This window comes from Stenotrophomonas sp. CFBP 13718, assembly GCF_014842145.1.
In the GTDB taxonomy this organism is placed as follows: Bacteria; Pseudomonadota; Gammaproteobacteria; order Xanthomonadales; family Xanthomonadaceae; genus Stenotrophomonas.
The window spans coordinates 289,152-315,864 of sequence record NZ_JACYVC010000002.1; the positions used below are offsets into that span (position 1 = coordinate 289,152).

Annotated in this window: 19 protein-coding genes; 8 read left to right on the plus strand and 11 right to left on the minus strand. The window is 66.9% G+C overall.

Annotated features, from left to right (window positions below; all coding sequences use genetic code 11):
• Positions 1 to 13: 13 nt before the first annotated feature.
• The gene (locus IFT58_RS04860) at positions 14 to 970 is read right to left on the minus strand and encodes a hypothetical protein (protein ID WP_192094060.1); all 957 of its coding nucleotides are present in this window, start codon (positions 968 to 970) and stop codon (positions 14 to 16) included.
• Between the two features lie 103 nt (positions 971 to 1,073).
• Positions 1,074 to 2,375 (minus strand): lipid IV(A) 3-deoxy-D-manno-octulosonic acid transferase, encoded by a 1,302-nt coding sequence (gene waaA, locus IFT58_RS04865; RefSeq protein ID WP_192081300.1) that lies wholly within the window; start codon positions 2,373 to 2,375, stop codon positions 1,074 to 1,076.
• A gap of 71 nt (positions 2,376 to 2,446) precedes the next feature.
• Between waaA and IFT58_RS04870 the strand changes: the two genes are divergently transcribed.
• Positions 2,447 to 3,367 carry an LpxL/LpxP family Kdo(2)-lipid IV(A) lauroyl/palmitoleoyl acyltransferase gene (locus IFT58_RS04870; RefSeq protein ID WP_192081299.1) on the plus strand — a complete coding sequence of 307 codons (921 nt, stop codon included), beginning with the start codon at positions 2,447 to 2,449 and terminating at the stop codon, positions 3,365 to 3,367.
• Between the two features lie 227 nt (positions 3,368 to 3,594).
• Here IFT58_RS04870 and IFT58_RS04875 read toward each other — a convergent pair whose 3' ends face one another.
• From IFT58_RS04875 to IFT58_RS04885, 3 genes are read right to left on the minus strand one after another with little or no spacing between them, the layout of a single operon-like run.
• Complete coding sequence (locus tag IFT58_RS04875; protein WP_192094061.1) at positions 3,595 to 4,926, minus strand: O-antigen ligase; 1,332 nt, start codon at positions 4,924 to 4,926, stop codon at positions 3,595 to 3,597.
• Positions 4,907 to 6,022: a glycosyltransferase gene (locus IFT58_RS04880; RefSeq protein WP_192094062.1), complete on the minus strand. Its 1,116-nt coding sequence runs from the start codon at positions 6,020 to 6,022 to the stop codon at positions 4,907 to 4,909. The genes IFT58_RS04875 and IFT58_RS04880 overlap by 20 nt, the downstream gene beginning before the upstream one ends.
• 16 nt (positions 6,023 to 6,038) lie before the next feature.
• On the minus strand, positions 6,039 to 6,236 hold the full coding sequence (locus IFT58_RS04885) for a zinc-finger domain-containing protein (RefSeq protein WP_042614687.1): 198 nt from the start codon (positions 6,234 to 6,236) through the stop codon (positions 6,039 to 6,041).
• A gap of 236 nt (positions 6,237 to 6,472) precedes the next feature.
• Here IFT58_RS04885 and IFT58_RS04890 point away from each other — a divergent pair, with 236 nt between their 5' ends.
• Together IFT58_RS04890 and IFT58_RS04895 are read left to right on the plus strand one after the other, a co-directional pair.
• Entirely contained in the window at positions 6,473 to 9,820 is a 3,348-nt protein-coding gene (locus tag IFT58_RS04890) for a GH92 family glycosyl hydrolase (RefSeq protein WP_192081296.1), read from the plus strand.
• A gap of 41 nt (positions 9,821 to 9,861) precedes the next feature.
• The gene (locus IFT58_RS04895; RefSeq protein WP_249405129.1) at positions 9,862 to 10,521 is read left to right on the plus strand and encodes a basic secretory family protein; all 660 of its coding nucleotides are present in this window, start codon (positions 9,862 to 9,864) and stop codon (positions 10,519 to 10,521) included.
• A 277-nt stretch (positions 10,522 to 10,798) separates the two neighbouring features.
• On the opposite strand, the gene IFT58_RS04900 is transcribed toward IFT58_RS04895, so the two are convergent.
• Both IFT58_RS04900 and IFT58_RS04905 read right to left on the minus strand, forming a co-directional pair.
• Positions 10,799 to 13,090, minus strand: coding sequence for an NADP-dependent malic enzyme (locus IFT58_RS04900; RefSeq protein WP_192081294.1), 2,292 nt, complete (start codon positions 13,088 to 13,090; stop codon positions 10,799 to 10,801).
• Positions 13,091 to 13,306: 216 nt separating this feature from the next.
• Positions 13,307 to 14,650: a dicarboxylate/amino acid:cation symporter gene (locus tag IFT58_RS04905; protein ID WP_188326221.1), complete on the minus strand. Its 1,344-nt coding sequence runs from the start codon at positions 14,648 to 14,650 to the stop codon at positions 13,307 to 13,309.
• 232 nt (positions 14,651 to 14,882) lie between these two features.
• On the opposite strand from IFT58_RS04905, the gene IFT58_RS04910 reads away from it, so the two are divergent.
• Together IFT58_RS04910 and IFT58_RS04915 are read left to right on the plus strand one after the other, a co-directional pair.
• The gene (locus tag IFT58_RS04910) at positions 14,883 to 16,043 is read left to right on the plus strand and encodes a porin (RefSeq protein ID WP_192094063.1); all 1,161 of its coding nucleotides are present in this window, start codon (positions 14,883 to 14,885) and stop codon (positions 16,041 to 16,043) included.
• Positions 16,044 to 16,099: 56 nt separating this feature from the next.
• Positions 16,100 to 18,748: a PAS-domain containing protein gene (locus IFT58_RS04915; RefSeq protein ID WP_192094064.1), complete on the plus strand. Its 2,649-nt coding sequence runs from the start codon at positions 16,100 to 16,102 to the stop codon at positions 18,746 to 18,748.
• 222 nt (positions 18,749 to 18,970) lie between these two features.
• Here the strand turns inward: IFT58_RS04915 and IFT58_RS04920 are convergent, their stop codons facing one another.
• The 4 genes from IFT58_RS04920 to IFT58_RS04935 all read right to left on the minus strand — a co-directional run bounded on the left by IFT58_RS04920 (position 18,971) and on the right by IFT58_RS04935 (position 22,846).
• The gene (locus IFT58_RS04920; RefSeq protein ID WP_192081292.1) at positions 18,971 to 19,618 is read right to left on the minus strand and encodes a response regulator transcription factor; all 648 of its coding nucleotides are present in this window, start codon (positions 19,616 to 19,618) and stop codon (positions 18,971 to 18,973) included.
• Between the two features lie 99 nt (positions 19,619 to 19,717).
• On the minus strand, positions 19,718 to 20,770 hold the full coding sequence (locus tag IFT58_RS04925; protein ID WP_192081291.1) for an ABC transporter substrate-binding protein: 1,053 nt from the start codon (positions 20,768 to 20,770) through the stop codon (positions 19,718 to 19,720).
• Positions 20,767 to 22,161 carry a sensor histidine kinase gene (locus tag IFT58_RS04930; protein ID WP_192094065.1) on the minus strand — a complete coding sequence of 465 codons (1,395 nt, stop codon included), beginning with the start codon at positions 22,159 to 22,161 and terminating at the stop codon, positions 20,767 to 20,769. The genes IFT58_RS04925 and IFT58_RS04930 overlap by 4 nt, the downstream gene beginning before the upstream one ends.
• The gene (locus IFT58_RS04935) at positions 22,148 to 22,846 is read right to left on the minus strand and encodes a response regulator transcription factor (protein WP_192081289.1); all 699 of its coding nucleotides are present in this window, start codon (positions 22,844 to 22,846) and stop codon (positions 22,148 to 22,150) included. Before IFT58_RS04935 ends, IFT58_RS04930 begins: the two co-directional genes overlap by 14 nt.
• 459 nt (positions 22,847 to 23,305) lie before the next feature.
• On the opposite strand from IFT58_RS04935, the gene IFT58_RS04940 reads away from it, so the two are divergent.
• The 3 genes from IFT58_RS04940 to phbB are packed head-to-tail and all read left to right on the plus strand — an operon-like array spanning position 23,306 to position 26,605.
• Positions 23,306 to 24,451 (plus strand): porin, encoded by a 1,146-nt coding sequence (locus IFT58_RS04940; protein WP_192094179.1) that lies wholly within the window; start codon positions 23,306 to 23,308, stop codon positions 24,449 to 24,451.
• Between the two features lie 52 nt (positions 24,452 to 24,503).
• Complete coding sequence (locus tag IFT58_RS04945; RefSeq protein ID WP_188327188.1) at positions 24,504 to 25,832, plus strand: CitMHS family transporter; 1,329 nt, start codon at positions 24,504 to 24,506, stop codon at positions 25,830 to 25,832.
• A 32-nt stretch (positions 25,833 to 25,864) separates the two neighbouring features.
• Entirely contained in the window at positions 25,865 to 26,605 is a 741-nt protein-coding gene (gene phbB / locus IFT58_RS04950) for an acetoacetyl-CoA reductase (RefSeq protein WP_188326214.1), read from the plus strand.
• Positions 26,606 to 26,713: the final 108 nt, after the last annotated feature.

Consider the following 26,713-nt stretch of genomic DNA (forward strand, 5'->3'; position numbering starts at 1 on the left):
GGCATGGCGGGGATCAGAACGCGACGTTCAACGCAACCTGCGGCGCCACGATGGCACTGGCGTTGCGCCCGGCAACGCCCACCTGCACGCCTCCGATGACGCCGACCTGGTCGCTGAAGTGGTACTCCACCGCAGGCAGTACAGACAGCCGCCATGAGGTGGGATCCCGCCTGTCCAGCGCCTCGCCCTCAGCCATCCGTCCGCTTACATGCGCGCCACGATCCTGTTCGTACAGGGCCTCGGCCACCAGGGTCCAGTGCGGATGCACGCTGTATTCGGCTGCGACGCTGGAGCTGAAGGTGCTGCCCAGCCGCGCCGAACCGCTGAATCCGGCGGCAGTACCGTATACGCTCTGCCCGCGGATGCCGGCGCGGCTGCCTGGAAGGCGCCAGCCTGCCACGGCGCGTGCGCGCAGCATGCCGTCCAGGAAGTAAGCCTGGCCCTGCACGGAAAGCGCCGTGGTCTGCGCACCACTGCCACTGCCTGCGCGGTCGGTGTACTGCAGGCGATCATGGCGCCCGGTGGGCAGGCCACGCTGCGCGGTAACCGCCCACGCCGTGCGGTGGCCCCCTGTACTGGCATACACCGCGTACTGGGCTTTGACTGACGTATCGCCAATGACCAGATCACGCCGTCCATCAGCGCCCTGATCGTACTGGCCAGCGAGGGTGGTGCCGAGGGTCAGTCGATCGGTGACGCCCACGTTCATCGGCACGACCAGGTCCCACTGCGCGGGCGCATCACGGTCGAGCCGATGACCGTCCGCATCGAAGCGGGACGACGATGTGCTGTTGATCAGATAGGGTTCGATATTGACCATCCCTTTCGGCACCGGCTGGCCGCCACTGGCCAAGGGACCGAGGAATCGGGGGTGTGCGTCGTCGTTGCGATCCTGCGCCAGCAGTGAGGCGGGCAGCAGCAGGGCAGACAGCACGCCGATACGGACGTGCGACACGGGTGAGAGGTACATCGGCTTCTCCGGGAGACGCAGCCGGTGGCTGCTCTCCCGAAGCTAGGCAGGACGCGTGGACCAGAAAATCGGAAAAAGCCTAAAAACGCGGTAATCGAGCCGATTACAACTCAAGTGCTGGCGGCAGGTGGGGTTCCACCAACGCGATCGTCCGCTTCAACGCACCGCGTCCATTGCTCACCAACGCACAACCGGCCTGCGCCATGTCTTCACGTGCCGCCGCGTCAGCTAACAGGTGATGCAGGTGATCACCCACCGCCTGCGGGTCATTGCCGACAAGCAGCGCGCCGGCTTCAAGCATGCGCCGCGATATCTCGGCGAAATTGTGCAGGTGCGGCCCGGTCACCGCCGCTGTGCCCATCGCGGCCGGCTCCAGCAGATTGTGGCCGCCGATGGCCTGCAGGCTGCCGCCGACGAAGGCCACCTGCGCGCACGCATAGAACGACATCAGCTCACCGAGTGTGTCGATGACGAAGACGTCGTCGCCTCCGCCGGGCCACTGCTGCGCGCGGCGGGTGGTCACCTGCCAGCCCTGGTCGCGGGCCAGCGTTTCCACCCGGGCGAAACGCTCTGGGTGGCGCGGGGCCCAAAGCAGCAACAGCCCGGGATGCTGCAGGCGCAACTGTCTGTGCAGTTCGATCACGGCCTGCTCTTCGCCCTCGTGCGTGCTTGCCGCGATCCACACCGGCCGATCACCGGCAACGGACTGCTGGAAGCGTTCGACGAATGCCTGCACGTTGGGCGTGGCGATATCGAACTTCAGGTTGCCCAGCGCCTGCACCTGCGACGGCGACGCGCCCAGCTGGATGAAACGCTCTGCATCGTCATCGGACTGGGCTGCAACGCAGGTGACCGTGCGCAGCGCGCGGCGGATCAACGCCGCCAGTACCCGGTACCCGCGCAGCGAACGCGCCGACAGCCGGGCGTTGAGGATGTAGACCGGAATGTCGCGGCTGCGGCAGCCGAACAACATGTTCGGCCACAGCTCGGTCTCCAGGATCAGCGCCAGGCTCGGCTGGAAATGATTGAGGAAGCGGCCCACGCTGCCCGGCACGTCGTAGGGCAGATAGACGTGGTCCACCGCCTCGCCCCACAGCGAGCGCACCCGCTCCGACCCGGTCGGCGTGATGGTGGTGATCACCCAGCGGATGTCCGGGCGCAGCGCCCGCAGCGCATTGACCAGCGGCGCCGCCGCGTTGACTTCCCCGACCGATACCGCGTGCAGCCACACACGGGGCTGGCAGCTGGAGTGGGGATAGGAGGCATACCGCTCGTCCCAGCGCCGGAAGTACTCGCGGACCCGGAAGCCGCGCCAGACCAGGTGGTACACGGTGATCGGCAGCAGCAGGTAGAGCACGGCCGAGTACAGGCCGCGCAGGATCCATTCGACGGGGTCTTTGCGCATCGCCAAAGGATACGGGAGCCCTACCGGAAAGACACGCAGCGCGCCCGCAGCGCCTTGCTAGAATGCGGGTCATGTCTGATGCCACCACCGCCCCCCGTCCGTCGCTGCGCGAACCGCGCAACTGGCCCATGTTCGCCGCCATGTTCGGTGCCTTCGCGATCGCGCGGCTGCCGTGGTTGCTGCAGCGTGCGCTGGGCCGCGGCGTCGGCTGGGTGGCCTGGCGGCTGGCCGGCAGCCGTCGGCGCGCGGCCGAAGTGAACCTCGCTCTGTGCTTTCCCGAAAAAGATGCGGCGTGGCGCCAGCGCCTGCTGCGCGACAGCTTCGATGCGCTGGGCGTGGGCATCTTTGAATTCGCCCGCGCCTGGTGGGGCAGCATCGATGCGATCCGCCCGCGCGTGCACGTGGAAGGGGTTGAACACCTGCATCGGCTGAAGGCCGAAGGCCGCGGCGTGCTGCTGGTGTCGGGACACTTCATGACCCTGGAGATGTGCGGGCGCCTGCTGTGCGACCACGTCGAGCTGGCCGGCATGTACCGCAAGCACCGCAATCCGGTGTACGAGTGGGCGGTGAAGTTCGGCCGCCTGCGCTACGCCAGCGCGATGTTCGCCAACGAAGACATCCGTGCGAGCGTGCGCCACCTGAAGAAGGGGGGGTTCCTCTGGTACGCACCGGACCAGGACATGCGGGGCAAGGACACCGTATTCGTGCCGTTCTTCGGCCATACCGCCTCCACCATCACGGCCACCCACCAGTTGGCGCGGATGACCGGCTGCGCCGTGGTGCCGTACTTCCACCGTCGCGAAGGCGGCGATTACTACCTGAAGGTGGGCGCGCCGCTGGAAGATTTCCCGACCCAGGACGTCGAGGCCGACACCGCGCGGGTCAACCAGGCCATCGAACAGATGGTGCGCGAAGCACCTGACCAGTACCTGTGGATCCACCGGCGCTTCAAGCGACAGCCGGGCGGCCGCAGCGATTACTACCAATCATAGGTAGAGCCGACTTCAGTCGGCTGCCGCTGCTCGGTAGAGCTGACTTCAGTCGGCTGCCTTCGCTCCGGTAGAGCCGACTTCAGTCGGCTGTCTCCGCTCCGGTAGAGCCGACTTCAGTCGGCTGCCTCTGTTCCGGTAGAGCTGACTTCAGTCGGCTGCCTTAGCCAATGCAGCCGACTGAAGTCGGCTCTACCCCCGCCCGCCGCCCCCCCGCCCGCCCGCCGCATCTACCGTGCGCTTGGCGCCTCTTCGTCCCGTGCCAGCAGGCTGCCGGCATACAGGGCCGCGAGCAGCACCGTCAGGCCGCCCCAGAACGTGGAGTGGAAGGCCAGGTGGGTGTTAAAGGGGAACACGGTAACCGCCAAGGCCAGCATGGCCGGACGCGCCCGTTCGCGCGCCTGCGGTGGGGCAAATCGCCACGCGCGCCACGCCTGCGCGAAGGCGGCCAGCCACAGCAGCAGGCCGATCACACCGGTTTCGGCAAGGATTTCCAGGACGATCTGATGGGCGTGCAGGGCCGGACCTTCGCCCCAGACGCCCTGCGTCCCGGCCTGCGGATCACAGGCGGGATAGGCATCGCGGAACCCCCGCGCGCCGACGCCGTTGATTGGATGCGCCCGGATCATGCAGCCCGCCGCGGACCATATCCGTCCGCGCCCGGACAGCGCCTGCTCCACGCCATCGTCGTTGCCTTCCCAGGCCTGCGCGGTGCGCACCACGCGGTCGCGCAGCTGCGGCACGCTGTACGCCAGCCCCGCGGCCAACACCGCCCCCAGCGCACCCAGCAACACCAGCTGTCGTCCGCCCAACACGCGCCAGCCGCTGTACACAGCGACCAGGCCGAAGGTGATCCATGACGCACGCGACCCGGCCAGCAGCAGCACGATACCCACCGCGCCTGTGGCCAACAACCAGCCGGGACGCCCGAAACGCGCAGCGACCGGCAACAGAAGGAAGGCGGACAGACTGGCCAGCACCTGGCCGAACTTCAGATTGCAGGGACCCAGTGCACCGCTGAGGCGGTCGGCCAAGGCCGCTTCCGCCGGGCTGCACAAGCCGTGCCCGCTGACCAGCTGCTTCACCTGGTCCAGCGACCAGAACCACGGGCTGGTACCGGCCACTGCCTGCACCACCGCATCCAGCGTCCACGCCGCGGTGATCACGGCGAGGCCACCGAGGGTCAGCGCGCGTCGTTGCGGACTGGCCACGGCAATCGCCACCAGCCACATGAAGGGGAGATAGCGCAGCCCGGCGGCCGCCTTGGTCCAGGCCGCGGCGGGGTCCACGGCATCCGGTGCGGAGATTGCCTGCGGCAGCCAGTACCCCAGGAACAGGATGCTGGTCAGGGCCCATGCCGCTGTACTGAGCAGGTGCGGTTGGCCGCGCAGGCGTCGCATCACCATCCGCGTGGCGGCGTAGATCGCCCCCAGCGCCAGTACGCCTTCGGCGATGCCGGGCAGCGGCCACAGGGCCACGAACGCCAGCACCACCCACGGGGCCCAGCGACCGGCGCGGTCGTCGATCAGGGCAGAGCGGGAGTCAACCGGCGAGGTCGGCATAGAGTCGGAGCGTGTCGCGTTGCATGGCCTGCAGCGTAAACGGGATGCGGCTCGGCAGCGACGGGGGCTGTGCAAGCAACGCAAGCGCGCGTTCACCCAATGCCTGCGCGTCACCCAGCGCGACCGCGCCCGAGGGCTGAAGCTGACGCAGCAGTTCGCCCACCCCGCCGTGGTCCCAGCCCAGCACTGGCCTGCCCACTGAGAGGGCTTCCACCACGGTGCGACCGAACGCTTCGGGCTTGTCCGACAGCTGCAGGACCAGGTCGCAGGCGGCGTAGGCCTGGGCGATGCGCGAGGTGGGCGGGCTGATGTGCAGCGCCGCCTCCACGCCCAGCTGCTGGGCCTGTGCACGCAGTTCGGTCAGATACGATTCCCGCCCGGGTTCATCGGTCCCCAGCATCCACAACCGTGCAGGCACGCCGGCCGCGCGGATCCGCGCCAGCAACGCCAGTGCATGGACGTGGCCCTTCAGGCGGGTGCCCCGTCCCGGCAGCAGCAGCAGGGGGCCCTGTTCTTCAAGCAGCCACGGGAGGTCCTTCGCCAGCGCCTGGCGGGGCCGCAGGTCGTTGCGCGCCACGCGCGGAAACTGGGCGGTATCCACACCGCGCGGTATCACCTGCAGGCGTTCGGCCGGCACCGCGGGGTAATGCTGCTGGACGAAGCGGCGTACGGTGTCCGATACACAGATCACGCGCTCGCCGGTGGTCATCACCGCGCTGTAGCGACCCGGCGTGTTGAGCCCATGCACCGTCGTTACCCAGTGCGGGCGACGGTCCACGGGCAGGCCGCGCACCGCATGCAGCCCCAGCCACGCCGGCAGTCTGGAGCGCGCATGGACGATGTCCGCTCCTGTTTCGGCGAACAACCGCCGCAGGGTCGGCATGTGCCGCAGCGTCAACAGCGACTTGCGGCCGATATCCAGGGTGAGATGTTCGGCGCCACTGTCCAGCAGCGGCTGTACCAGGCGTCCTCCCGCCGACACCACCACGGCGCGGTGGCCGGCGGCGACCAGCGCGGCGGCGATTTCCAGCGTAGAACGCTCTACCCCGCCGGAGTGCAGCGCCGGCAGCAACTGCACCACGGTCAATCGACGCATCGGTGCGCGCTTCCGCTCAGTCGGCCAGCACGAAGACGGCGCCGCAGTAAGCGCACTTGGCCTCGCCGTTGGGTTCGTCTTCGATCGGCAGGTAGACGCGCGGATGTGAGTTCCACAGCGCCATCTCCGGGGTCGGGCAGCTCAGCGGCAGGTCGCCGCGGTGCACGGTGTAACGCTTTTCAGCGTTGGCGGGAGCAGTGGCGGTATGGCTCATGGCAGGCATCGTGAAGGGAAGTACGAGGACGATGATTCTAGCATCCGCGTCGGCGCGAGGCCGTCCCGCTTGCCATGCGGTCCGCAACCCCGAATCGACACATGGATCGATCCATATGGCGCGCCGCAGCATCCGCTTGAAACAGCAACGCAGCGATTTGGATCGAACCAAATGCACTTGTCAGCGCCAACTTGCCTGTAGCAGGATGGTCCGCGTTGCTCTGGGAGGAGAACGCAATGCCCCTGTCTGTGCCCCACCGTGCGCGCCGTGCGCCCCTGTTCGTTGCACTGGCCCTTGTGCTGGTTCCGGTGGCTCACGCTGCCCCGTTGCTGACCTCGTTCGAGCCCGGCCAGCCATCGCTGGTGTCCGGCCAAGCCGGTCCGCTGCAACTGCGTGTCGGCGCGGGCCCCCGCGATCCGTACGCGGCCAAGGCCGGAATGGGCTACACCGGGCTGCACGCAGTGCACTACGCCAGCCCCGGCGGCGCGGCGCGGCAGGTACTGCTGCAGACCGACCAGGTGATCGAGGCGGACACCACGCTGAGTTGGCTGGTGCTGCCGGAGATCGTCGACGGCGACACGGTGTCTTCCACCTACGCGTCGCTGGACCTGCTGTTGGACGATGGCCAGCGTGTATCGGCCAGCGCAGCGCGGGACCAGCATGGGGTGGCGCTGGGCGCGCGTGCACAGGGCGACTCCAGGACGTTGTATCCGCAGCAGTGGGCGCGCAAGGCGGTGCGGTTGGGCGATGTGCCCGGCCTGCAGGGACGCCGCGTGGTCGCCGTGGAGCTGGAAGTAGCCAGCGCCGCAGGTGCGCCGGTGTCGGGCTGGATCGACGACGTGCAGCTGGCGCCGCAGCCCATGCGGGCCCCGCAGCGCCCTTCGGACTGGGTCCTGACCACGCGCGGCACCCAATCGAACGGCCGGTTCTCGCGCGGCAACAACATCCCCGCGACGGCGGTACCGCACGGCTTCAACTTCTGGACGCCGGCCACCGATGCCGGCGTGATCAACTGGCTGTACCGCTGGAACGAGCACAACGACACCGACAACCGGCCCCGCCTGCAGGCCCTGTCGCTGAGCCATCAGCCCAGCCCGTGGATGGGTGACCGCCAGACGTTCCAGGTGATGCCGTCCGCCAGCCGCGGTGTGCCGGAGGCAGACCGCCGCAAGCGCGCGCTGGCCTTCAGCCATGACCAGGAAACGGCGCGCCCGCATCGCTATGACGTGCGCTTCGACAATGGCATCGGCGCGTCCATCGCGCCGACCGACCACGCGGCCCTGTTCCGCTTCGAGTTCCCTGCAGAGGGGGATGCCAATCTGTTGTTTGACAATGTGGATGCGCGCGGCGGGTTGACGCTGGATGCCGCCACGCAGACGCTTACCGGCTACACCGACGTGCGCAGCGGGCTGTCCAACGGCGCCACGCGGATGTATGTGGTGGCCAGCTTCGACCGGCCATGGCGCAGCAGTGGGGCGATTGAAACCGGACGTCCCACCGGCTACATCAAGTTCGATCCGGGCAGCGAGCGGCGCGTGCACATGCGCATCGCCACGTCGTTGATCTCGGTGGAGCAGGCGCGACACAACCTCGCCCTTGAACTGGCCAGCGACGATGACATCGAGCGCGTGGCCGGACGCGCGCAGGATCTGTGGGATGCACGGCTGGGCGCCTTCGACATCGGCGATGCCAGTGCGGACCAGAAGACCACGCTGTACTCCAACCTCTACCGGCTGTACCTGTACCCGAACTCGGGCCACGAGAACGTGGGCAGTGCGCAGTCGCCGGAATGGCGTTACGCCAGCCAGGCCAGCGCTGCGGAAGACAATACCGATGGCAGCGCGGTGCGCAGCTTCGCGCCCATCCGCGATGGCCGGGTGTACGTCAACAACGGCTTCTGGGATACCTTCCGCACCACGTGGCCGGCCTACGCCCTGTTCCGCGCCGACGACGCCGGCAACCTGGTGCAGGGGTTCCTCGAACAGTATGCCGCTGGCGGCTGGGTGGCCCGCTGGTCTTCTCCGGGCTATGCCGACCTGATGGTCGGCACCAGTTCCGACGTGGCCTTCGCCGACGCCTGGCTGAAGGGCGTACGCGGTTTCGACGTCGATCAGGCCTATAACGCGGCGCTGAAGAACGCGACCGTCGTTCCGCCGGACCGCCATGTCGGACGCAAGGGCATGGACCGCTCCACGTTCCGTGGCTTCGCCAGCAGCGATGTGCACGAAGGCATGTCATGGACCATGGAAGGCGCGCTCAACGATTTCGGCATCGCCAACATGGCGAGCGCACTGGCGACGTCTGCCAGCACGCCAGCGCAGCGCGAACGCCTCGCCACCGAAGCGGACTATTTCCGCCACCGCGCGGCAGGCTACGCGACGATGTTCGATGCCACCGCAGGTTTCTTCCAGGGCCGCCGTGAGGATGGCAGCTGGCGCGTGCCATCGAAGGACTACGATGCCCGCGTCTGGGGCCACGATTACACCGAATCCAACGGCTGGACGTTCGCGTTCACCGCCGCGCACGATGGCGAAGGACTGGCTGCGTTGTACGGTGGACGCGAAGCCCTTGCAGCGAAGCTGGATGCATTCTTTGCTACCCCGGAGACTGCGGATCCCGCCCTGGTCGGCTCGTACGGCGGCGTCATCCACGAGATGACCGAGGCCCGCGATGTACGCATGGGCATGTACGCGCACAGCAACCAGCCTTCTCACCATATCCCCTGGATGTACCTGTACACCGGGCAGCCGTGGAAGACGCAGAAGCATGTGCGCGAGATCCTTGCACGCTTGTACGTGGGTAGCGAGATCGGCCAGGGCTATCCGGGCGATGAAGACAACGGCGAAACCTCCGCGTGGTACCTGTTCGCCTCGCTCGGCCTGTATCCGTTGCGCATGGGTGCGCCGGAGTATGCGATCGGCTCGCCGCTGTTCCGCCATGCGAAGGTGACGCTGCAGGATGGCGCGGTGTTGACGGTGAATGCCGCCGACAACTCACCGGAGAACGTCTACGTGCAGTCGCTGAAGGTCAACGGCAAACCATGGACGAAGACCTGGCTGCCGCATGATGTCATCGCTGCCGGCGCAACGCTGGACTTCCAGATGGGCCCGCAGCCCTCACGCTGGGGAACCGGCGCGGGCGATGCGCTGCCCTCGCTGACCCCGCGTGGTGCCCGCCCTGCCCTGCTGCACGACCTGCTGGCACGTGGTGCGAAGGCCGCGCTGGAAGACGGACGCGCGCTGGACGCCCTGCTGGATGATGATGCCGGCACCGCGGTTCCGCTGGGTGCGAAGGCGTCCGTGGTGTTCACCGGTGCGGCAACGGGTGTGCCGTCGATGTATACGCTGACCAGCGGTGACGGCGCGATCCGCGGTGGTGAGTGGACACTGGAAGCGCGTACCACGAACGGCCGCTGGACCACGCTGGACGCGCGCAAGGCGGAAGATTTCGCCTGGGCTCGACAGACCCGGCCATTCCGCATCGCCAAACCCGGTCATTACGCCGAGTACCGGCTGCGCATCAACGCACCCGGTCGCCTGCAACTGGCCGAGGTGGAACTGCTGGCACCGGGAGCCACGCCGTGATCCGCGTCGCGCGTGCTGCCCTACCGCTCAGTCTGGCTACGTTGGCCCTGTTTGCCTCTGGGGCTGCGTACGCATTCGAGGCGACCCAGCGCCAAGGCGACGTGACCCTGCACTATCAGGACGCCAGCGACGCTGTTCCGGAGGGCGTCCGCACGCGGATCATCGATACGTTCTTCAAGGCGTATCTGCCGCAGCGCGCGGACTTCCATCCGCACGCCGCCTCCGAGTTGGCAATCGTCATCGATCCGGCTTACGACGGCATCGCCTACGTCGGCGAGAAGGCCAAGGCGTCGACGATCACCCTCAATCCGGCCTGGCTGTCCAAGCATCCGGGTGACACTGATCTGGTCACCCATGAAGCCATGCACATCGTGCAAGGCTACCCGGAATACGCCAACGCACGCGTCCCGGGCTGGCTGGTGGAAGGCATCGCCGACTACGCGCGTGACCGCTACGGGGTCGACAACGCCGCCGCCGGATGGGCACTACCGCTGACGGTGAAGGAAGGACAGACCGCCGAGACCGGTTACCGGGTGACGGGCGCCTTCCTGAAGTGGAGCGAAGCCGCCCACCCCGGACTGGTGAAGGCCCTGGACGGCGCACTGCGCAGCGGGCGCTACACCCCCGCCCTGTGGCAGACGCACACCGGCCACACCCTGCCGGACCTGTGGACCGCGTACGCCAAGGCGGCCACGCGGTAGAGCCGACCGGTAGAGCCGACTTCAGTCGGCTGCGCCCAGCGGACCGAATACCTGAAGCCAGCCGACCGGTAGAGCCGACTTCAGTCGGCTGCGTCCAGCGGATCGAATACCTGAAATCAGCCGACTGAAGTCGGCTCTACCTTCCCCGTCCAGCGGATCGAATACCTGAAGCCAGCCGACCGGTAGAGCCGACTTCAGTCGGCTGCGTCCAGCGGATCGAATACCTGAAGCCAGCCGACTGAAGTCGGCTCTACCGGTTCCGCTGCGAAAAAGGCCGTCAGGCCTTTTTCTCGGCTTCCAGCTGCTTGCGGATCTGTGCATCCACCGCCGCAATCGCGGTCATGTTGAGGATGCGGCGCGAGGTCGCGCTGCTGGTCAGGATGTGTGCCGGCTTGGCCACGCCCATCAGGATCGGGCCGATCGCTACGCCGTCGGTGAACACGCGAACCAGGTTGTAGGCAATGTTCGCCGCTTCCAGGTTCGGCAGCACGAACAGGTTCGCACGACCGGTCAGCGTGGAGCCCGGCAGCAGCTTCTGGCGCAGCGCTTCATCCCACGCGGTGTCGCCCTGCATCTCGCCATCCACGTTCAAACGCGGGTTGCGCTTGAGCAGCATCTCGCGGACCTGGCGCATCTTCAGCGCGTCCTTCGAATCGTGGCTGCCGAAATTGGAGTGCGACAGCAGCGCGACATTCGGCTCGATGCCGAACAGCTTCATGCGGTAGGCCGCCTGCAGCGTGGCTTCGGTCAGCTGCTCGGCCGTCGGATCTTCCTGCACGTGGGTGTCCACGAAGAAGAACACGCCCTGCTGGTTGATCACACCGGTCATCGCCGAGGTCGAGGTGACCTTCGTTTCCAGCGGCAGCACGCTGCGCACATAGCCCAGCTTCTTGTGGAAGCGGCCGACCACGCCGGTCAGCAGCGCATCGGCTTCACCGCGCGCCACCATCACCGCAGCGATCAGCGTCGGCCGCGAGCGCATCAGGTTCTTCGCCGCCGCCACGGTCACGCCACGGCGACCCGTCAGCCCGTGGTAATACTGCCAGTACTCGTTGAAGCGCGGGTCGTCATTGATGTTGGTGACCTGGATGTTCTCGCCGATCTTAAGGCGCAGGCCCAAGCGCTGGATACGCGCCTCGATGACGTCCGGGCGGCCGATCAGGATCGGGTGCGCCAGGTCTTCGTCCACCACGTTCTGCACGGCCTGCAGCACGACTTCTTCTTCGCCTTCGGCGTACACCACGCGCTGCTTGTCGGTGCGCGCGCGGTCGTACACCGGCTTCATCATCAGGCTGGTGCGGTACACGAACTCCGACAGCTTCTGCCGGTAGGCGGACATGTCGGCGATCGGCCGCGACGCTACACCGGAATCCATCGCGGCCTGGGCCACCGCGGCGGACAACTCCACCAGCAGGCGGCGGTCGAACGGACGCGGGATCAGGTACTCACGGCCAAAGCTCGGCGTTTCACCGCCGTACGCCGAGCCCATGTCGGTGGCGGCACGGCGTGCCAATGCGGCGATGGCGCGCACGCAGGCGATCTTCATTTCTTCGTTGATCGCGGTGGCGCCCACGTCCAGCGCACCGCGGAACAGATACGGGAAGCAGAGAACGTTGTTGACCTGGTTCGGGTAATCCGAACGGCCGGTGCCGATGATCGCGTCGGCGCGTACCGCGCGCACGTCTTCCGGCATGATTTCAGGCGTCGGGTTGGCCAGCGCGAAGATCACCGGATCCGGCGCCATCGTCTTGACCATGTCGGCAGTGAGGATGCCCGGCGCCGACAGGCCCAGGAAAATATCCGCGCCGTTGACGATTTCAGCCAGCGTGCGCTTGTCCGTGTCGCGCGCATAACGCAGCTTTTCCGGATCCAGGTCGGTACGACCGGTATGGATCACGCCCTCACGGTCGAAGGCCAGGATGTTGTCCGGCTTCAGGCCGAGCTGCACCAGCATGTTGACGCACGAGATGCCAGCCGCGCCCATGCCCGTGGTCGCCAGCTTCACTTCTTCGATCTTCTTGCCGGTGATCGCCATGGCATTCAACACCGCTGCACCGACAATGATCGCGGTGCCGTGCTGGTCATCGTGGAACACCGGGATCTTCATCCGCTCGCGCAGCTTGCGCTCGACGATGAAGCACTCCGGCGCCTTGATGTCTTCGAGGTTGATGCCGCCAAAGGTCGGCTCGAGCGAGGCGATGATGTCGACCAGCTTGTCCGGATCCATCTCGTCCACTTCGATGTCGAACACATCGATGCCGGCGAACTTCTGGAACAGCACGCCCTTTCCTTCCATTACCGGCTTGCCGGCCAACGGGCCGATGTTGCCCAGGCCGAGCACGGCGGTGCCGTTGGAAATCACAGCGACGAGGTTGCCGCGCGCGGTGTACTCGCTGGCCATCGCCGGATCGGCCTTGATGGCTTCGCACGCATACGCGACGCCGGGCGAGTAAGCCAACGACAGATCACGCTGGGTCAGCATCGGCTTGGTCGCCGTGACCTTGATCTTGCCCGGCGGCGACATGCGGTGGTAATCGAGGGCGGCCTGCTTGAAATCTTCGTTGGACATCGACGTTGGGCACATGAATGGGCAAGAGGGACAGGGGATCATACCCCCGTTGTACGTTGCGGACCTGTCGCTGGGCTGTCGCTGCGGATGCTGCAGCGCACCACCCGAGGGATTCTGCCCGCATGCCGCGCGTGGTCCGGCGCGGCGGGTCAGCTCTGAAAAAAACGGCGGGGCCACGTCATCACTGACGGGCCCCGCTTCCTGACGTGGAAGGGGTCAGATGTTCGCGGTCACGGCGGGCAGGGGCGCATCCACCGGCGGCGGCAGCTCGCTTTCGCGGCCGTCCAGCGCCAGTTTCAGGCGGTCGCGATCCAATGCGCCTTCCCAGCGCGAGACCACTACCGTCGCCACGGCATTGCCGATGAAATTGGTCAGCGAGCGACACTCGCTCATGAAGCGGTCCACCCCCAGGATCAGGGCCATGCCGGCCACCGGCACTTCCGGCACCACGGCCAGCGTGGCCGCCAATGTGATGAAGCCGGCGCCGGTAACGCCTGCGGCGCCCTTGGAGCTGAGCATCGCCACCAGCAGCAGGGCGATCTGGTGACCCAGGGTCAGTTCGGTATTGGTGGCCTGCGCGATGAACAGCGCCGCCAGGGTCATGTAGATGTTGGTGCCGTCCAGGTTGAACGAGTAGCCCGTGGGGACCACCAGGCCGACCACCGACTTGCTGCAGCCTGCACGTTCCATCTTTTCCATCAGCGAGGGCAGCGCCGACTCGGAAGAAGACGTGCCCAGCACCAGCAGCAGCTCGGCCTTCAGGTAACGGGCCAGCTTGAAGACCGAGAAGCCGCACAGGCGCGCCACCGCGCCCAGGATCACCGCCACGAACAGGAACGCGGTCAGGTAGAACGAACCGACCAGCCAGGCAAGGTTGATCAGCGAGCCGACGCCGTACTTGCCGATGGTGAACGCGATGGCGCCAAACGCACCGATCGGGGCGGCCCGCATGAGGATGTGCACCAGCTTGAACACCGGGGCGACCAGTGCTTCGAGGAAGGACAGCACCGGCTTGCCCTTCTCACCGACCAGGGCCAGTGCGATACCGAACAGCACCGCCACGAACAGCACCTGCAGGATGTTGCCATCCACGAACGCGCTGACCAGCGTTTTCGGGATGATGTCCATCGCAAAGCCGACCAGGGTCAGGTCGTGCGACTTTTCCACATAGCTGTTGACCGCGCTCTGGTCCAGGTCGGCCGGATTGATGTTCATGCCGGCACCGGGCTGCACCACGTGCGCCACGATCATGCCCACCACCAAGGCCAGGGTGGAGAAGAACATGAAGTACGCCATCGCCTTGGCGAAGACCCGGCCCACGGTGCGCAGGTGGGTCATGCCGGCGATGCCGGTCACGATGGTCAGGAAGATGACCGGCGCGATGATCATCTTCACCAGGTTGATGAACGCATCACCGAGCGGCTTCATCTTTTCGCCGACCAGCGGCTCGTAATGGCCAAGAACGGCGCCCAGGACGATGGCGACCACCACCTGGAAATACAGTTGGCGATAGAACGGCAGCGGCTTGGTGGGCACCGGTGTGGCGGTGGGAACGTGCATGACGAGCTCCGGTAGGTGAAAATGGCGCTTCCGGCACGTTGCGTGCGTGGCGCGGCATCTGATGGCGCTCTTTGTACGCGCCCGGGGCCCGGTAGCAGATAGCCTATTGGTACTACCCCCCCGGTTCAGGAAGATTCCCTGCCGGTTCTGCCCCTACACTGCGCCGGTCGCGACGTACCCGCCCACGCGGATGACGTGTTGTTCCACTTCCCGAATAGAGATCCGCCGTCCCATGCGAATGACCCCTACCCTGCTTGCCCTGTCCCTGGCCGCGAGCCCCCTGCTGGCCAACGCGGCCGGCTTTGACAACTGGCCGACCAAGGTGGCGTTCGCTGACGGCACCGAGTTGGCCGCCACCGGCAACATCGCCTACGACTGGAACAACTTTTCCGGCGACATCGAAAACGCCGACGCCGTGCGCCGCAAGGAATTCGGCGCCACGCTGAAGAAGAAGGGCCTGTACGACGCCATGGTGTACTACGACTTCCAGTCCGACACCTGGCTGGACGTGTTCCTGCGCGTGGAAAGCAAGGCCTTCGCTGGCCAGGATATCGGCAAGTTCCGGGTCGGTTACATGAAGACCCCGGTCGGCCTGGATGCGGTGACCAGCTCGCGTGCCGGCAGCTTCATGGAGTACGCGATGCCGGTGCAGGCGTTCTATGCCGGCCGTCGTACCGGTCTCGACTGGGTGCTGGAACGTCCGGCCTACCTGCTGCAGGCAGGCGTGTACGGTGGCAAGGATCTGCAGGGCGACAACCCCGGCACGATGCAGGCCGTGCGTGCGGTGTGGACGCCGGTGAAGGCCGAAGCCAACGTGTTGCACCTCGGCTTGGCGCTGTCGCAGGAAAACCCGCGCGGCTGGCGTGATGGCCGTGATGTGCACCATGAGGCCACCGCCCGTTTCCGCGCGCGTCCCGAGGCGGGCCTGACCGATCTGCGTCTGGTGGATTCCGGTGCGCTGGTCACGGCGGACAAGGTCAATCGTGCAGGCCTGGAAGGCATCTGGATCCGCGGACCGTTCTCGGTGCAGGCCGAGGCGCTGCAGGCCACGATCACCCGCGAGGGCAAGCCGGATTACACCGGCAACGGCCAGTACGTGATGGGCAGCTGGGTGCTGACCGGCGAGTCGCGCCCGTACAGTGCCGGCAGCGTGTCCAACATCAAGCCGGCGCGCGAATACGGCGCGGTTGAACTGCTGGCGCGTTACAGCCGACTGGACCTGGACGATGCCGACGTGCTGGGTGGCCGTGAACACAACTGGACCATCGGTGCGAACTGGTACCTCACCAGCCACTTCAAGTTCCAGGCCAACTACGTGAAGGCCGATGCCAGCCGCCGTGGCGTGCACACCACCCCGGAGATCTTCGAAGTCCGCGCGCAGATGCATTTCTGATCCGATGCCGACGGGCAGGTCGGGTCAACGACCTGTCCTGCCCGTAGACTCGGCACATGTACCGGCTCACCCGCTACCGCAAGCTGGCCATGACCCTGCTGGTGCTGATCGGTGGGACCGTGCTGTGTGCGGTCTCCGCCGGCCATTTCGCAGGCCAGCGCGCGCTGGCGGGCGAAAGCGCGCAGGTACAGCGCCAGCTGCAGTTGTACGCCCAGGGCCTGCAGCAGCGGATCGATCGCTTCGGCACCCTGCCGCAGGTGATGGCGCTGGACCCGGATCTGCTGGACGCGCTGCGCCACGCGCCCGACGATGCAGACCGCCAACGGCTGAACCTCAAGCTTTCGCAGGCCAACCAGGTCACCCGCGCGTCGACGCTGACCCTGGTCGGCCGTGACGGCGTGGCGGTTGCAGCGAGCAACTGGGACCAGCCGTCCAGCAATGTCGGCGAAGACTACAGCTACCGGCCGTATTACCGGCAGGCCATGGCCACCGGACACGGCCGGTTCTACGGCATCGGCATGACCACCGGGGTGCCTGGCTACTTCCTGTCCCACGCCATCGACGATGCAGACGGCATCCGGCTGGGCGTGGTGGTGATCAAGATCGAACTGTCCGCGCTGGAACAGGAGTGGCTGACTACCTCCGATATCGTGCTCGCCAGCGACAACCATGATGTGGTGTTCCTCGCCAACCAGGACGCTTGGCGGTATCGCCTGCTGCGTGAGCTGGGGCGCGGTGAGCGCAGCGAAATGCTGGCCAGCCGACAATATGCCGACCGTGCGCTGCAGCCGTTGCGCGCGCGTACCGAGCGCGTGCTGGACGACGGCGGCCGCATCGTGCGCATGGCCGACCCGGCCATGCCGCGCTCGCTGCTGTGGCAGACCGTCGACCTGCCGGAAGAAGAGTGGCACCTGCACCTGCTGCATGACGCCAGTGCGGCCAGCGCCGTGGCCCGCAGTGCCGCGATAGGCGGCGGCGCGGCCTGGATGGCGCTGGGCTTCCTGGCGCTGTTCATCCAGCAGCGACGACGCCTGTCCGCGCACCGCCAACGCAGCCGCCGCGAACTGGAGACCCTGCTCAAGCAGCATGCGCAGGAGCTGCGCAGCGCGCAGGACGGGCTGCTGCAGGCGGCGCAGGATGCCGACCGCGGCTTGAGCCGCAGCCTCGAGCACTTGCCGCAGGGTGTGGTGATCATCGACCGTGAGCAGCGTCTGGTCGCCTGGAACTCGCGCTATCTGGAGCTGTTCCGCTTTCCCTCCGGGCTGATCCAGGTGGGTCGCCCCATTGAAGAAATATTCCGCTTCAACGCGCGTCGCGGCCTGCTGGGACCAGGCCCGATCGACGAAGCCATCGAACGCCGGCTCAACCACCTGCGCAGTGGGCGGCCGCATATGCGCGAGAGTGAAAAGGATGACGGCACCGTGCTGGAAATCCGCGGCAACCCGCTGCCCGACGGCGGCTTCGTCACCAGTTACGCCGACATCACCAGCTACAAGAACGCCGCACGCGAGCTGCGATCGCTGGCCGACGCCCTGGAGCATCGCATCGTCGAGCGCACGCACGACCTGGACGAGGCGCGCCGCGAGGCGGAACAGGCCAACCGCTACAAGACCCGCTTCGTGGCCTCCGCCGTGCATGACCTGCTGCAACCGCTGAACGCCGCGCGCATGTTCGTGTCGGTGCTGCGCGGGAAGCTGGCGGACGCCGAGCAACACCAGACCGTTGATCACATTGAAGCCGCGTTGTCGGCACAGGATGCGATCCTGGTCAGCCTGCTGGACATCTCCCGGCTGGAATCGGGAAGCCTGCAGACGCGGGTACGCTCCTTTGCGCTCAATCCCCTGCTGGAAACCATGGCACGCGAGTTCGGCATCGCCGCTGAAGGCCGCGGGCTGCAGCTGCACTGGGTGCCCACCCGCGCCGTGGTGGTCAGTGATGAAGACCTGCTGCGGCGCATCCTGCAGAATTTCCTGTCCAACGCCCTGCGCTATACACCGCGCGGCCGCGTGCTGCTGGGATGCCGCCGCGACGGCGCGCGGCTGTGGATCCAGGTGCATGACCAAGGCCCGGGCATTCCGGAGAGCCTGCACAAGGAGATCTTCGAGGAGTTTCGACGGCTGCATGACGGACAGGAGCGCGGCACTGGGCTGGGCCTGGCCATCGTGGAACGCATTGGCCGCCTGCTGGGGCATCCGATCCGGCTGCGCTCGGTACTCGGCAGCGGCACGATGTTCGAAGTCGCGGTGCCGTTGGGCCACTCAGGCGATGTCGTGGAATCGGCGGTGACCCGCGCGCCGGTGGTGCTGGAAACTACCGCAGACAGTCCTCTGCGCGCACGCCGTGTGTGGGCCATCGATGACGATGCGCATGTCAGCGCCGCTACCCGCGCGCTGCTGGAGAAGTGGGGCTGTGAGGTGGAACAGTCCGATGGACCGCAGGCGGCGCTGGAGGCTGCACGCGCGGGGCACGCGCCGGAACTGCTGCTGCTGGACGTGCGGATGGGCGAGTTCCATGGGCCGCACCTGTACGAAGCGTTGTGTGAGCGGTGGGGCAGCCGCCCCCCCGTGGTACTGGTCACCGCCGAGCGCGATGATGCGCTGAAGGCGCTGGCGTCGGCGAATGGCTGGGGGTTCCTGTCCAAGCCGGTGCGCCCCCCTGCGCTGCGCGCCCTGATGACCCAACTGCTGCTGCGGCACCAACGGTAGCGCCGCACCATCGTCGTCCCATTTCTGGCGCGGGAACGGACGGTTTCCGCCGAGCATGGCTCGGCGCTACCACGGCGTCAGGCATCAGGCATCGGCTTCCCCGGTAGCGCCGAGCCACGCTCGGCGAGCGCGCAGCGCGGCATCAGGCATCAGCTCCTCCGGTAGCGCCGAGCCACGCTCGGCGAGCGCGCAGCGCGGCGTGTGCCTGCACCCTGCACGCCCCTACACCAGGCTGGCGTCGCCTTCCGGCTCCAGCGCCTTCACCAGCACGGCAGCCTGCGTGCGGCTGTGGCACTCCAGCTTTCTCAGGATCGCGGTGACGTGCACCTTCACGGTGTTCTCGGCCAGCCCCAGGGTGTAGGCGATCTGCTTGTTCAACAGGCCATCGGCCAGGCACAGCAGCACCCTGAACTGCTGCGGCGTCAGCTGGGCCAATCGGCTGGCCAGCAGTGCATCGGCATCGGAGCGCTCAGCAGCCATTGCCGGAAACCATAAGCCGCCATCCAGGACGGCCACTACCGCTTCGCTGATCGTTTCCGGCGGCACCGACTTGGGAATGAAGCCGGCTGCACCGAACTGCTGCGCCCGCCGGATCACCCGCGGATGGTCGTTGGACGACAGGATGACCACCGGGATGTCGGGGTGCGAACCGCGTACATGCAGCAGCGCCGAGAAACCGTGCGCGCCCGGCATGGTCAGGTCCAGCAGCACCAGGTCAACGTCCGGCTGCTGATCCAGCGCCTGTTCCAGCGCCTCGGCACTGGCCACCTCGCGCACGTTGACGTGCGGCATCCCCTGCCGCAGCGAATGCACCACAGCGGCACGCAGCAGGGGGTGGTCATCGGCCACCAGCAGGTTCAGTTCGCTCATGCCACCATTGTAGAGCCGACTTCAGTCGGCTGCCTCCACAGGCTGCCTGCAAAGGCTCCCTCCAAAGGCTGCAGTCAAGGACTGCCCCCAGCGCATCGTCTACCGCGCCGGACGCACGCTGCTGTTCCATGCATCCAGGAACTGCCGGCGCTTGAGCGCGTCCAGGTACACCAGCAGCCCGGGGCCGAGCTGGATCGGCCGCAGGCTGCGCTCCGGGCTGCCATTGCCGATGCCGCCGCCGCGCACGATGGGCATCAGCCGCGCCTCGCGGGACAGCACCTGCTGGCCGCGCGGCGACAGCAGATAGTCCAAAAAGCGGCCGGCCTCGGCGCTGTTGCGTGCGGTGCGCGGGATCAGCGCGGTGCGCAACATCACCAGCGTGTAGTCCTCCGGCTCGACAATGCCGAGCGGCTGGCCATCGTCGATGCGCGCCTGCGCGTAGGACCCCAGCACGTTGTAGACCAGCGACAGTTCGCCGCTGCTCACCTTGTCCAGCAACACACCGGTGCGTTCTTCCAGCACGACGCGGTTGTCACCCAGCGCACCCAGCAGCGCACCGGCGATGCTGCCGCGCTGGGCATCCTGCGTGGCCAGCAGATAGCCCACGCTGCTGCGGTTGATGTCATAGGTGCCTACCCGCCCGCGCAGTGGCGCATCCGGCGCGCGCAGCAGGTCCAGCAATTGCCGCCGCGTGCGCGGCACGCGCGATGCAGGCAGCGTGCGGGTGTTGTAGACGATCGCCACCGGCTCGTAGCTGATGCCGAAGGCTTCGTTGCGCCATTTCGACCACGCGGGAAGTGTGTCGGCCTGCGCCGAACGATGAACCAGCGCGTGGCCGTCGTTCACCAGCTTGGCCTGCAGGTCCATGCCACTGGAAATCAGCAGATCGGCGGACGGCGCGCGCGTGCGCTCACCCAGGTAACGCGCGTGCAGGTCCTGGGTGATGATGTCTTCGTAGATCACCTCCGTGCCCGGATGCAGGCGCTGGTAATCAGCGATCACCACGGCGAACACCTCGATGTCCGTGCTGCCATGGATGCGCAGGGCCGCCGTGGCAGGCCCGGTCGCCGGGAAGCGCTGCACGTCCCCCGGCTCGGCGTGCGCGGCAAGGGGGCTGAGCAGCAGCAACAGGGCAGCCAACAGACGGCTCATGCATGACTCCGGGGCAGGGTGATGGTGGCGACCAGCCCGCCTTCGCGGCGGTTGGCCAGGTCGATGTGGCCGCCATGGGCATCGACTACCCGCTTAACGATGGCCAGGCCCAGCCCGGCACCACCCGCGGCAGCGCCTTCCCCGCGGGCGAAGCGCTCGAAGACCCGCTTTGCATCGGCAGCGGCGATGCCGGGGCCATGGTCGGCGATCGTCAGCACAGCACTGTTTCCCTCGGTCGTCAGCGCCACCTGCAATGGCGCGGCCGCACTGTACTTGATGGCGTTGTCGATCAGGTTCTTGATCGCCTCGCGCAGCAGCAACGCATCGCCCTGCACCCACACCGGTCCAGCGGTGACCAGCAACTGCACCCGCGGAATCGGATCCACCTGTGGCACTGCCTCATGCAAAGCCTGGTGCACGGTCTCGGCGAGATCAACCGGCGCGTAACGCTGCAGGTTCGACCGGTGGATGACGCTGGCGTCACTCAGCAGCTGGTTGAGCAGGCGGCTCATGTGGCTGGCGTTGCGCTCGATGGCCTGCAGACTCCGACGCATGTCTTCCGGGTCGTCATCGTCCAGCGCCAACTGCGCCTGCGCGCGCAAGGCGGCCAGCGGCGTGCGCATCTGGTGGGCGGCCTCGGCCATGAAGGAGCGCAGCGTTTCGTTGCTGCTGGACAGGCGTTCCATGAAGCGATTCAGCGCCGCGACCATCTGGTCCATCTCGCGCGGCACGTGCGCATCCAACGGTCTCAGGTCGGAGGGCTCCCGGCGCGACAGCTCGCGCTCCACGCGCACCAGCGGACGGAATGCACGGTGTACGCCTACGCCGACCAGGGCCAGGGACAGCAGCGACAGCACACTGATGGCCAGCAGGGCACGGTTGACCATTTCCTGTGCCAGCGCTTCGCGCGCACGCCGCGTCTGCCCTACCTGCACGCGTACTTCTCCCTGCGCGGACGGCGAAGACAGGGTGCGTGCCACCACGGCGAAGCGCACGGTCTCGCCACTGTAGGGGGCATCGAACAGCTGCGGCGCCGGGCCTTCCCGCGTGGCACTGCGTGGCGCCGGTGGCAGGTCGCCGTAGCCGGTGATCAGGCTGCCGCGGCTGTCGGCCACCCGATAGAACACCCGGTCTTCCGGTGCCATGGCCAGCAGGTCCAGGGCGGCATAGGGCAGGTCGACCTGCCACTGGCCATCCACCAGCGCCACCGAATCGGCGATGGACAGCGCCGAGGACACCAGCAGGTGATCATAGGATCGGTTCGCTGCGCGTTGGCCATAGTCACGTGCAGCGAACAACAGGGCCACGGCGAACACCCCCAGCAACACGCCCAGGTACAGCGTCAGCGTGCGGCGCAGCGAAGGCGGCGCCGTTCGCTCACGGCGCTTCATCGATGTCCCCGGTGGCGGACTGGGCCGCCTCGAGCATGTAGCCCACGCCGCGCACGGTGACGATCCGCAGCGGCGCGGCCGCCAGTTTGCGGCGCAGTCGTCCGATGTACAGTTCGATGGCGTTGGGTCCGGCTTCGTCGTCGAAACCGAACAAGCCGTTGCCGATTTCGTCCTTGCCCACCACTTGTCCCCTCCGTCCGACCAGGATCTCCAGCAGGCGGAACTCACGGTTGGGCAGTTCGATGAGCTCGCCGTCCAGGCTTACCCGGTGCGCGGCGTTGTCGAACTGGAAGCCGCCGATCTGCACCAGTTCGCTGGCCTGGCCGCGGCCCCGTCGCAGCAGGACGCGGCAGCGGGCCTCGAACTCGCGGAAATCGAACGGTTTGCCGAGGTAGTCATCGGCGCCCACATCCAGTGCCTGCACGCGGTCTTCGATGCCATCGCGTGCGGTCAGCATCAGCACGGGCGTGCTGTCGCCGCGTTCTCGCATGCCCGCCAGCACGCGCAGTCCGTCCAGCTTGGGCAGGCCGATATCCAGCACCACCAGGTCGAAGGCCTGGTAGCGCAGGACGCTGGCCGCGGCCAGGCCGTCAGCCTGCCAATCCACGGCGTGCCCGTTGCGGCGCATGCGGCGGATGATGGCATCGGCGAGGTCCGGGTTGTCTTCGACCAGCAGCAGGCGCATGCGGTTGTCGGGTGCGGGGGAGTTGAGATGCTAACGCACGGGGAGTGGGTCGAACGGGTGAGACCCCCTCGCGGCTGCCCTGAAGCTGGACTACGGGTTGGCGACGGGCGGGGTGGGTATGCGGGGCACGCGCAAGTACGTCCATGTAGCTCTTCGCGGCTCCTGCCGCTCAAGGCCCCGCATACCCACCCCGCCCGTCGCCCTGACGGTTTCCCGGTTGCTGCCGGCCGCGTATGAAGAAATGAAGAAAAGCGGTAGCGCCGAGCCGTGCTCGGCGGCGCGAATGCGGGGAGTTCGCTGCACTGCACAAACCGCTGACAGGCGCATGACAGCTTGCGGGGAAGAGACTGCGGCCTCGCACCTGTTTCGGGTGCCCACGTTGGCCGCGCGCCGGGCGCGCACCTGGGAGGGTTTGTGGAAGAGTTTTCTGTTCGTTGGGCGGGCTTCGGTTGTCGTGCGCTGGTCGGGGCGGCGTGCTTGTCCGCTGCTGCACCGGTGTTTGCTGCGGATGATGAGCGCCCGGTCACCGCTGCAATCGGTGGCCGTCTGCATCTGGATTTCGCCACGTTCGACAACGATGGGCGCGGCACGCCGAACAAGGACGACACCGAAGTGCGGCGCGCGTGGATTGACGTGTCCGGCAAGTTCTTTGTCGTCGATTACAAGATGGAAGCCGACTTTTCCGGCGACCGTGTCGAAGCCAAGGATGTCTACCTGAGCCGCGGCTTCGGCGATGCCGGCCGGCTCACCGTCGGTCAGTTCAAGCAGTACTTCTCGCTCGATGACCGCACCGGCTCCAACTACGGCAGCTTTCTGGAGCGCGGCAACGCGGGCACCTCGCTGGCGCCGTTGTATCGCCGGGGCGCGTCCTGGCAGGCCAATCCGGGTGACTTCACCTGGGCGGCCAGCCTGTACAGCCTGGAGAGCATCGACGCGTGGCAGGTCAAGGGTCGCGCCGCCGGCGGCCGTGCCACGTGGGCGCCGAGTCCTGCGGCCGGCGACGTCCTGCACCTGGGTATTTCGCTGGCGCGCGAGCTGTACGACAACCCCGGTGCCAGCGGCGCCCCGGGGCTGCGCATCCGCCCACGCCCGGCAGGCCACCTGTCCGATGAAAGCCGGTTGACCCTGGTCGACTTCTCCGCCGGACGCGATACCGATGTGGACAAGTGGTCGCTGGAGTATGCGCAGGTGCGCGGTCCGTGGTCGTGGCAGGGCGAGTTCAGTGGGGCCACGTTCGACGACGGCCTGCAGCACGGCAAGGTGCTGGCCGGCTACGGGATGGTGAGCTGGTTCGTCACCGGTGAGTCGCGCGGCTACGACCGCAAGACCGGGCGCTTCGCGCGCATCCAGGATATCCGGCACAAGGCCGGCGCGTTCGAGCTGGCACTGCGCTATGACCAGATGCGGGGTGACCAGCATCTCATCGGCTTGCCCGACCTGCGCGATGGCAGCACCGAGGCATGGACGCTGGGCGGCAACTGGTACCTGCGCGACAACCTGCGCTTCATGCTCAACCTGATCGAGAGCCGCAACCGCGATCGCTTGGCCGACGTCACCGTCGACCGTACGCGCGCGGTTACCGGGCGCCTGCAGTTCGACTTCTGACCCCTCCCCTTCCCTTCCCCTCCCGCCCTTTTCCGCAAGGAGTCCGCAGATGATGCTCAGCATCCTCGGCTTTGGCATGGTCATTACGTTCATGTACTTGATCATGAGCAAACGACTGTCGCCGCTGGTCGCCCTGATCACCGTCCCGATCATCTTCGCGTTGCTCGGTGGCTTCGGTGCCGGCATCGATGAAATGATGCTCGACGGCATCAAGAAAATCGCGCCCACCGGCGTCATGCTGATGTTCGCCATCCTGTACTTCGGGGTGATGATCGACGCCGGCCTGTTCGATCCGCTGGTCCGCATCATCCTCAACGTGGTGAAGGGTGATCCGCTGAAGATCGTCATGGGCACGGCCGTTCTGGCGATGCTGATCTCGCTCGATGGTGATGGCTCGACCACCTACATGATCACCGTCTCGGCGATGCTGCCGCTGTATCGGCGGTTGGGCATGAACGCATTGAACATGACCTGCGTGACCATCCTGGCGGGCGGCGTCATGAACCTCACCCCGTGGGGCGGCCCGACCGCACGTGCCGCCACCGCGCTGCATGTCGACCCGGCCGATGTGTTCGTCCCGCTGATCCCTTCGATGGTCATCGCCTGCGCCGGCATTCTGGTGCTGGCCTGGTACCTGGGCATGAAGGAGCGCCGCCGCCTGGGCGTGGTGTCGCTGCCGCAGGGCGGCTCATGGATGGATTCCAGCGTGTCCGATGATGGCGATGCGCTGCCCACTGTTGAAGACGCCGAAGACATCAAGCGGCCGAAGCTGTTGTGGGTGAACTTCGGTCTGACCGCCGCGCTGATGGCCGCCCTGATCATGGGCCTGCTGCCGATGCCGATCCTGTTCATGGTGGGCTTCGCCATCGCCCTGGTGATCAACTACCCGAACCTGGCTGAGCAGCGCCGCCGGGTGGTCAACCACGCAGGCAACGTGCTGTCGGTGGTGTCGCTGATCTTCGCGGCCGGCATCTTCACCGGCATCCTCAACAACACCGGCATGGTGGAAGCGATGTCACACAGCTTCCTGGCGATCATTCCGGAGAGCTGGGGGCCGTACCTGGCGGTGATCACGGCGCTGGCCTCGATGCCGTTCACGTTCTTCATGTCCAACGATGCCTTCTACTTCGGCGTGCTGCCGATCCTGTCCGAGGCCGCCGGCAACTACGGCATCACGCCGGTCGAAATGGCACGCGCTTCGCTGGCCGGCCAACCCGTACATCTGCTCAGCCCGCTGGTGCCCTCAACGTACCTGCTGGTAGGACTGGCCAAGGTGGAGTTCGCCGACCATCAGAAGTTCACCCTGAAGTGGGCGGTGTTGATTTCCCTGCTGCTGATGGCGGGTGGCCTGTTGTTCTCGCTGTATCCGCTGTCCGCCTGAGGCGGCCCGTATTCCGCAACCTGGAGAAACCAATGACGCTTCGCATCGCATACGTCACCAGCGGCATGGGCAGTGTCGGCACCGCGATCTGCCAGACCCTGGCACGCTCGGGCCACACGGTGGTCGCAGGCTGCGCGCCGAACTCGCCGCGCAAAGCCGGTTGGTTGCGTGAACAGCGCGATCTCGGCTTCGATTTCATCGCATCGGAAGGCAATGCCACCGACTGGGCCTCCACCGCGACTGCGTTCGACAAGGTGCGAGCCGATGTTGGCGCGGTGGACGTGCTGGTCAACAACTCGGGCGGCAGCCGCGATGTGCTGTTCCGGCAGATGAGTGCCGATGACTGGAACGCGGTCATCGCGTCCAACCTCAACTCGCTGTTCAACATCACCAAGCAGGTCGTCGACGGCATGACCACGCGTGGCTGGGGGCGCATCATCAACATCGGCTCGGTCAGCGCGCACAAGGGGCAGATCGGCCAGGTCAACTTCGCCACCGCCAAGGCCGCCATGCACGGCTTCAGCCGTGCACTCGCCGCAGAGACCGCAGCGCGCGGGGTCACGGTCAACACCATCTCGCCCGGTTATATCGCCAGCCAGGCGATCAGCAGTTTCCCGCCCGATGTGCTGGACCGGCTGGCGGCCTCGGTGCCGATCCGCCGCTTGGGCAAACCGGAGGAAGTGGCGGCGTTGTGCGGCTGGCTGGCCTCGGACGACGCCGCGTACGTGACCGGGGCGGACTATCCGGTCAACGGCGGTCTGTACATGGGGTGATGCGATGCGGTGGCACGCGGGGGGTGACGACGGGTGGTCGTCACGCCCTTTCCGCTGCGCTCGCCGAGCATGGCGCGGCGCTACCCTGGGTGCCAGCGTGCGTTCCCG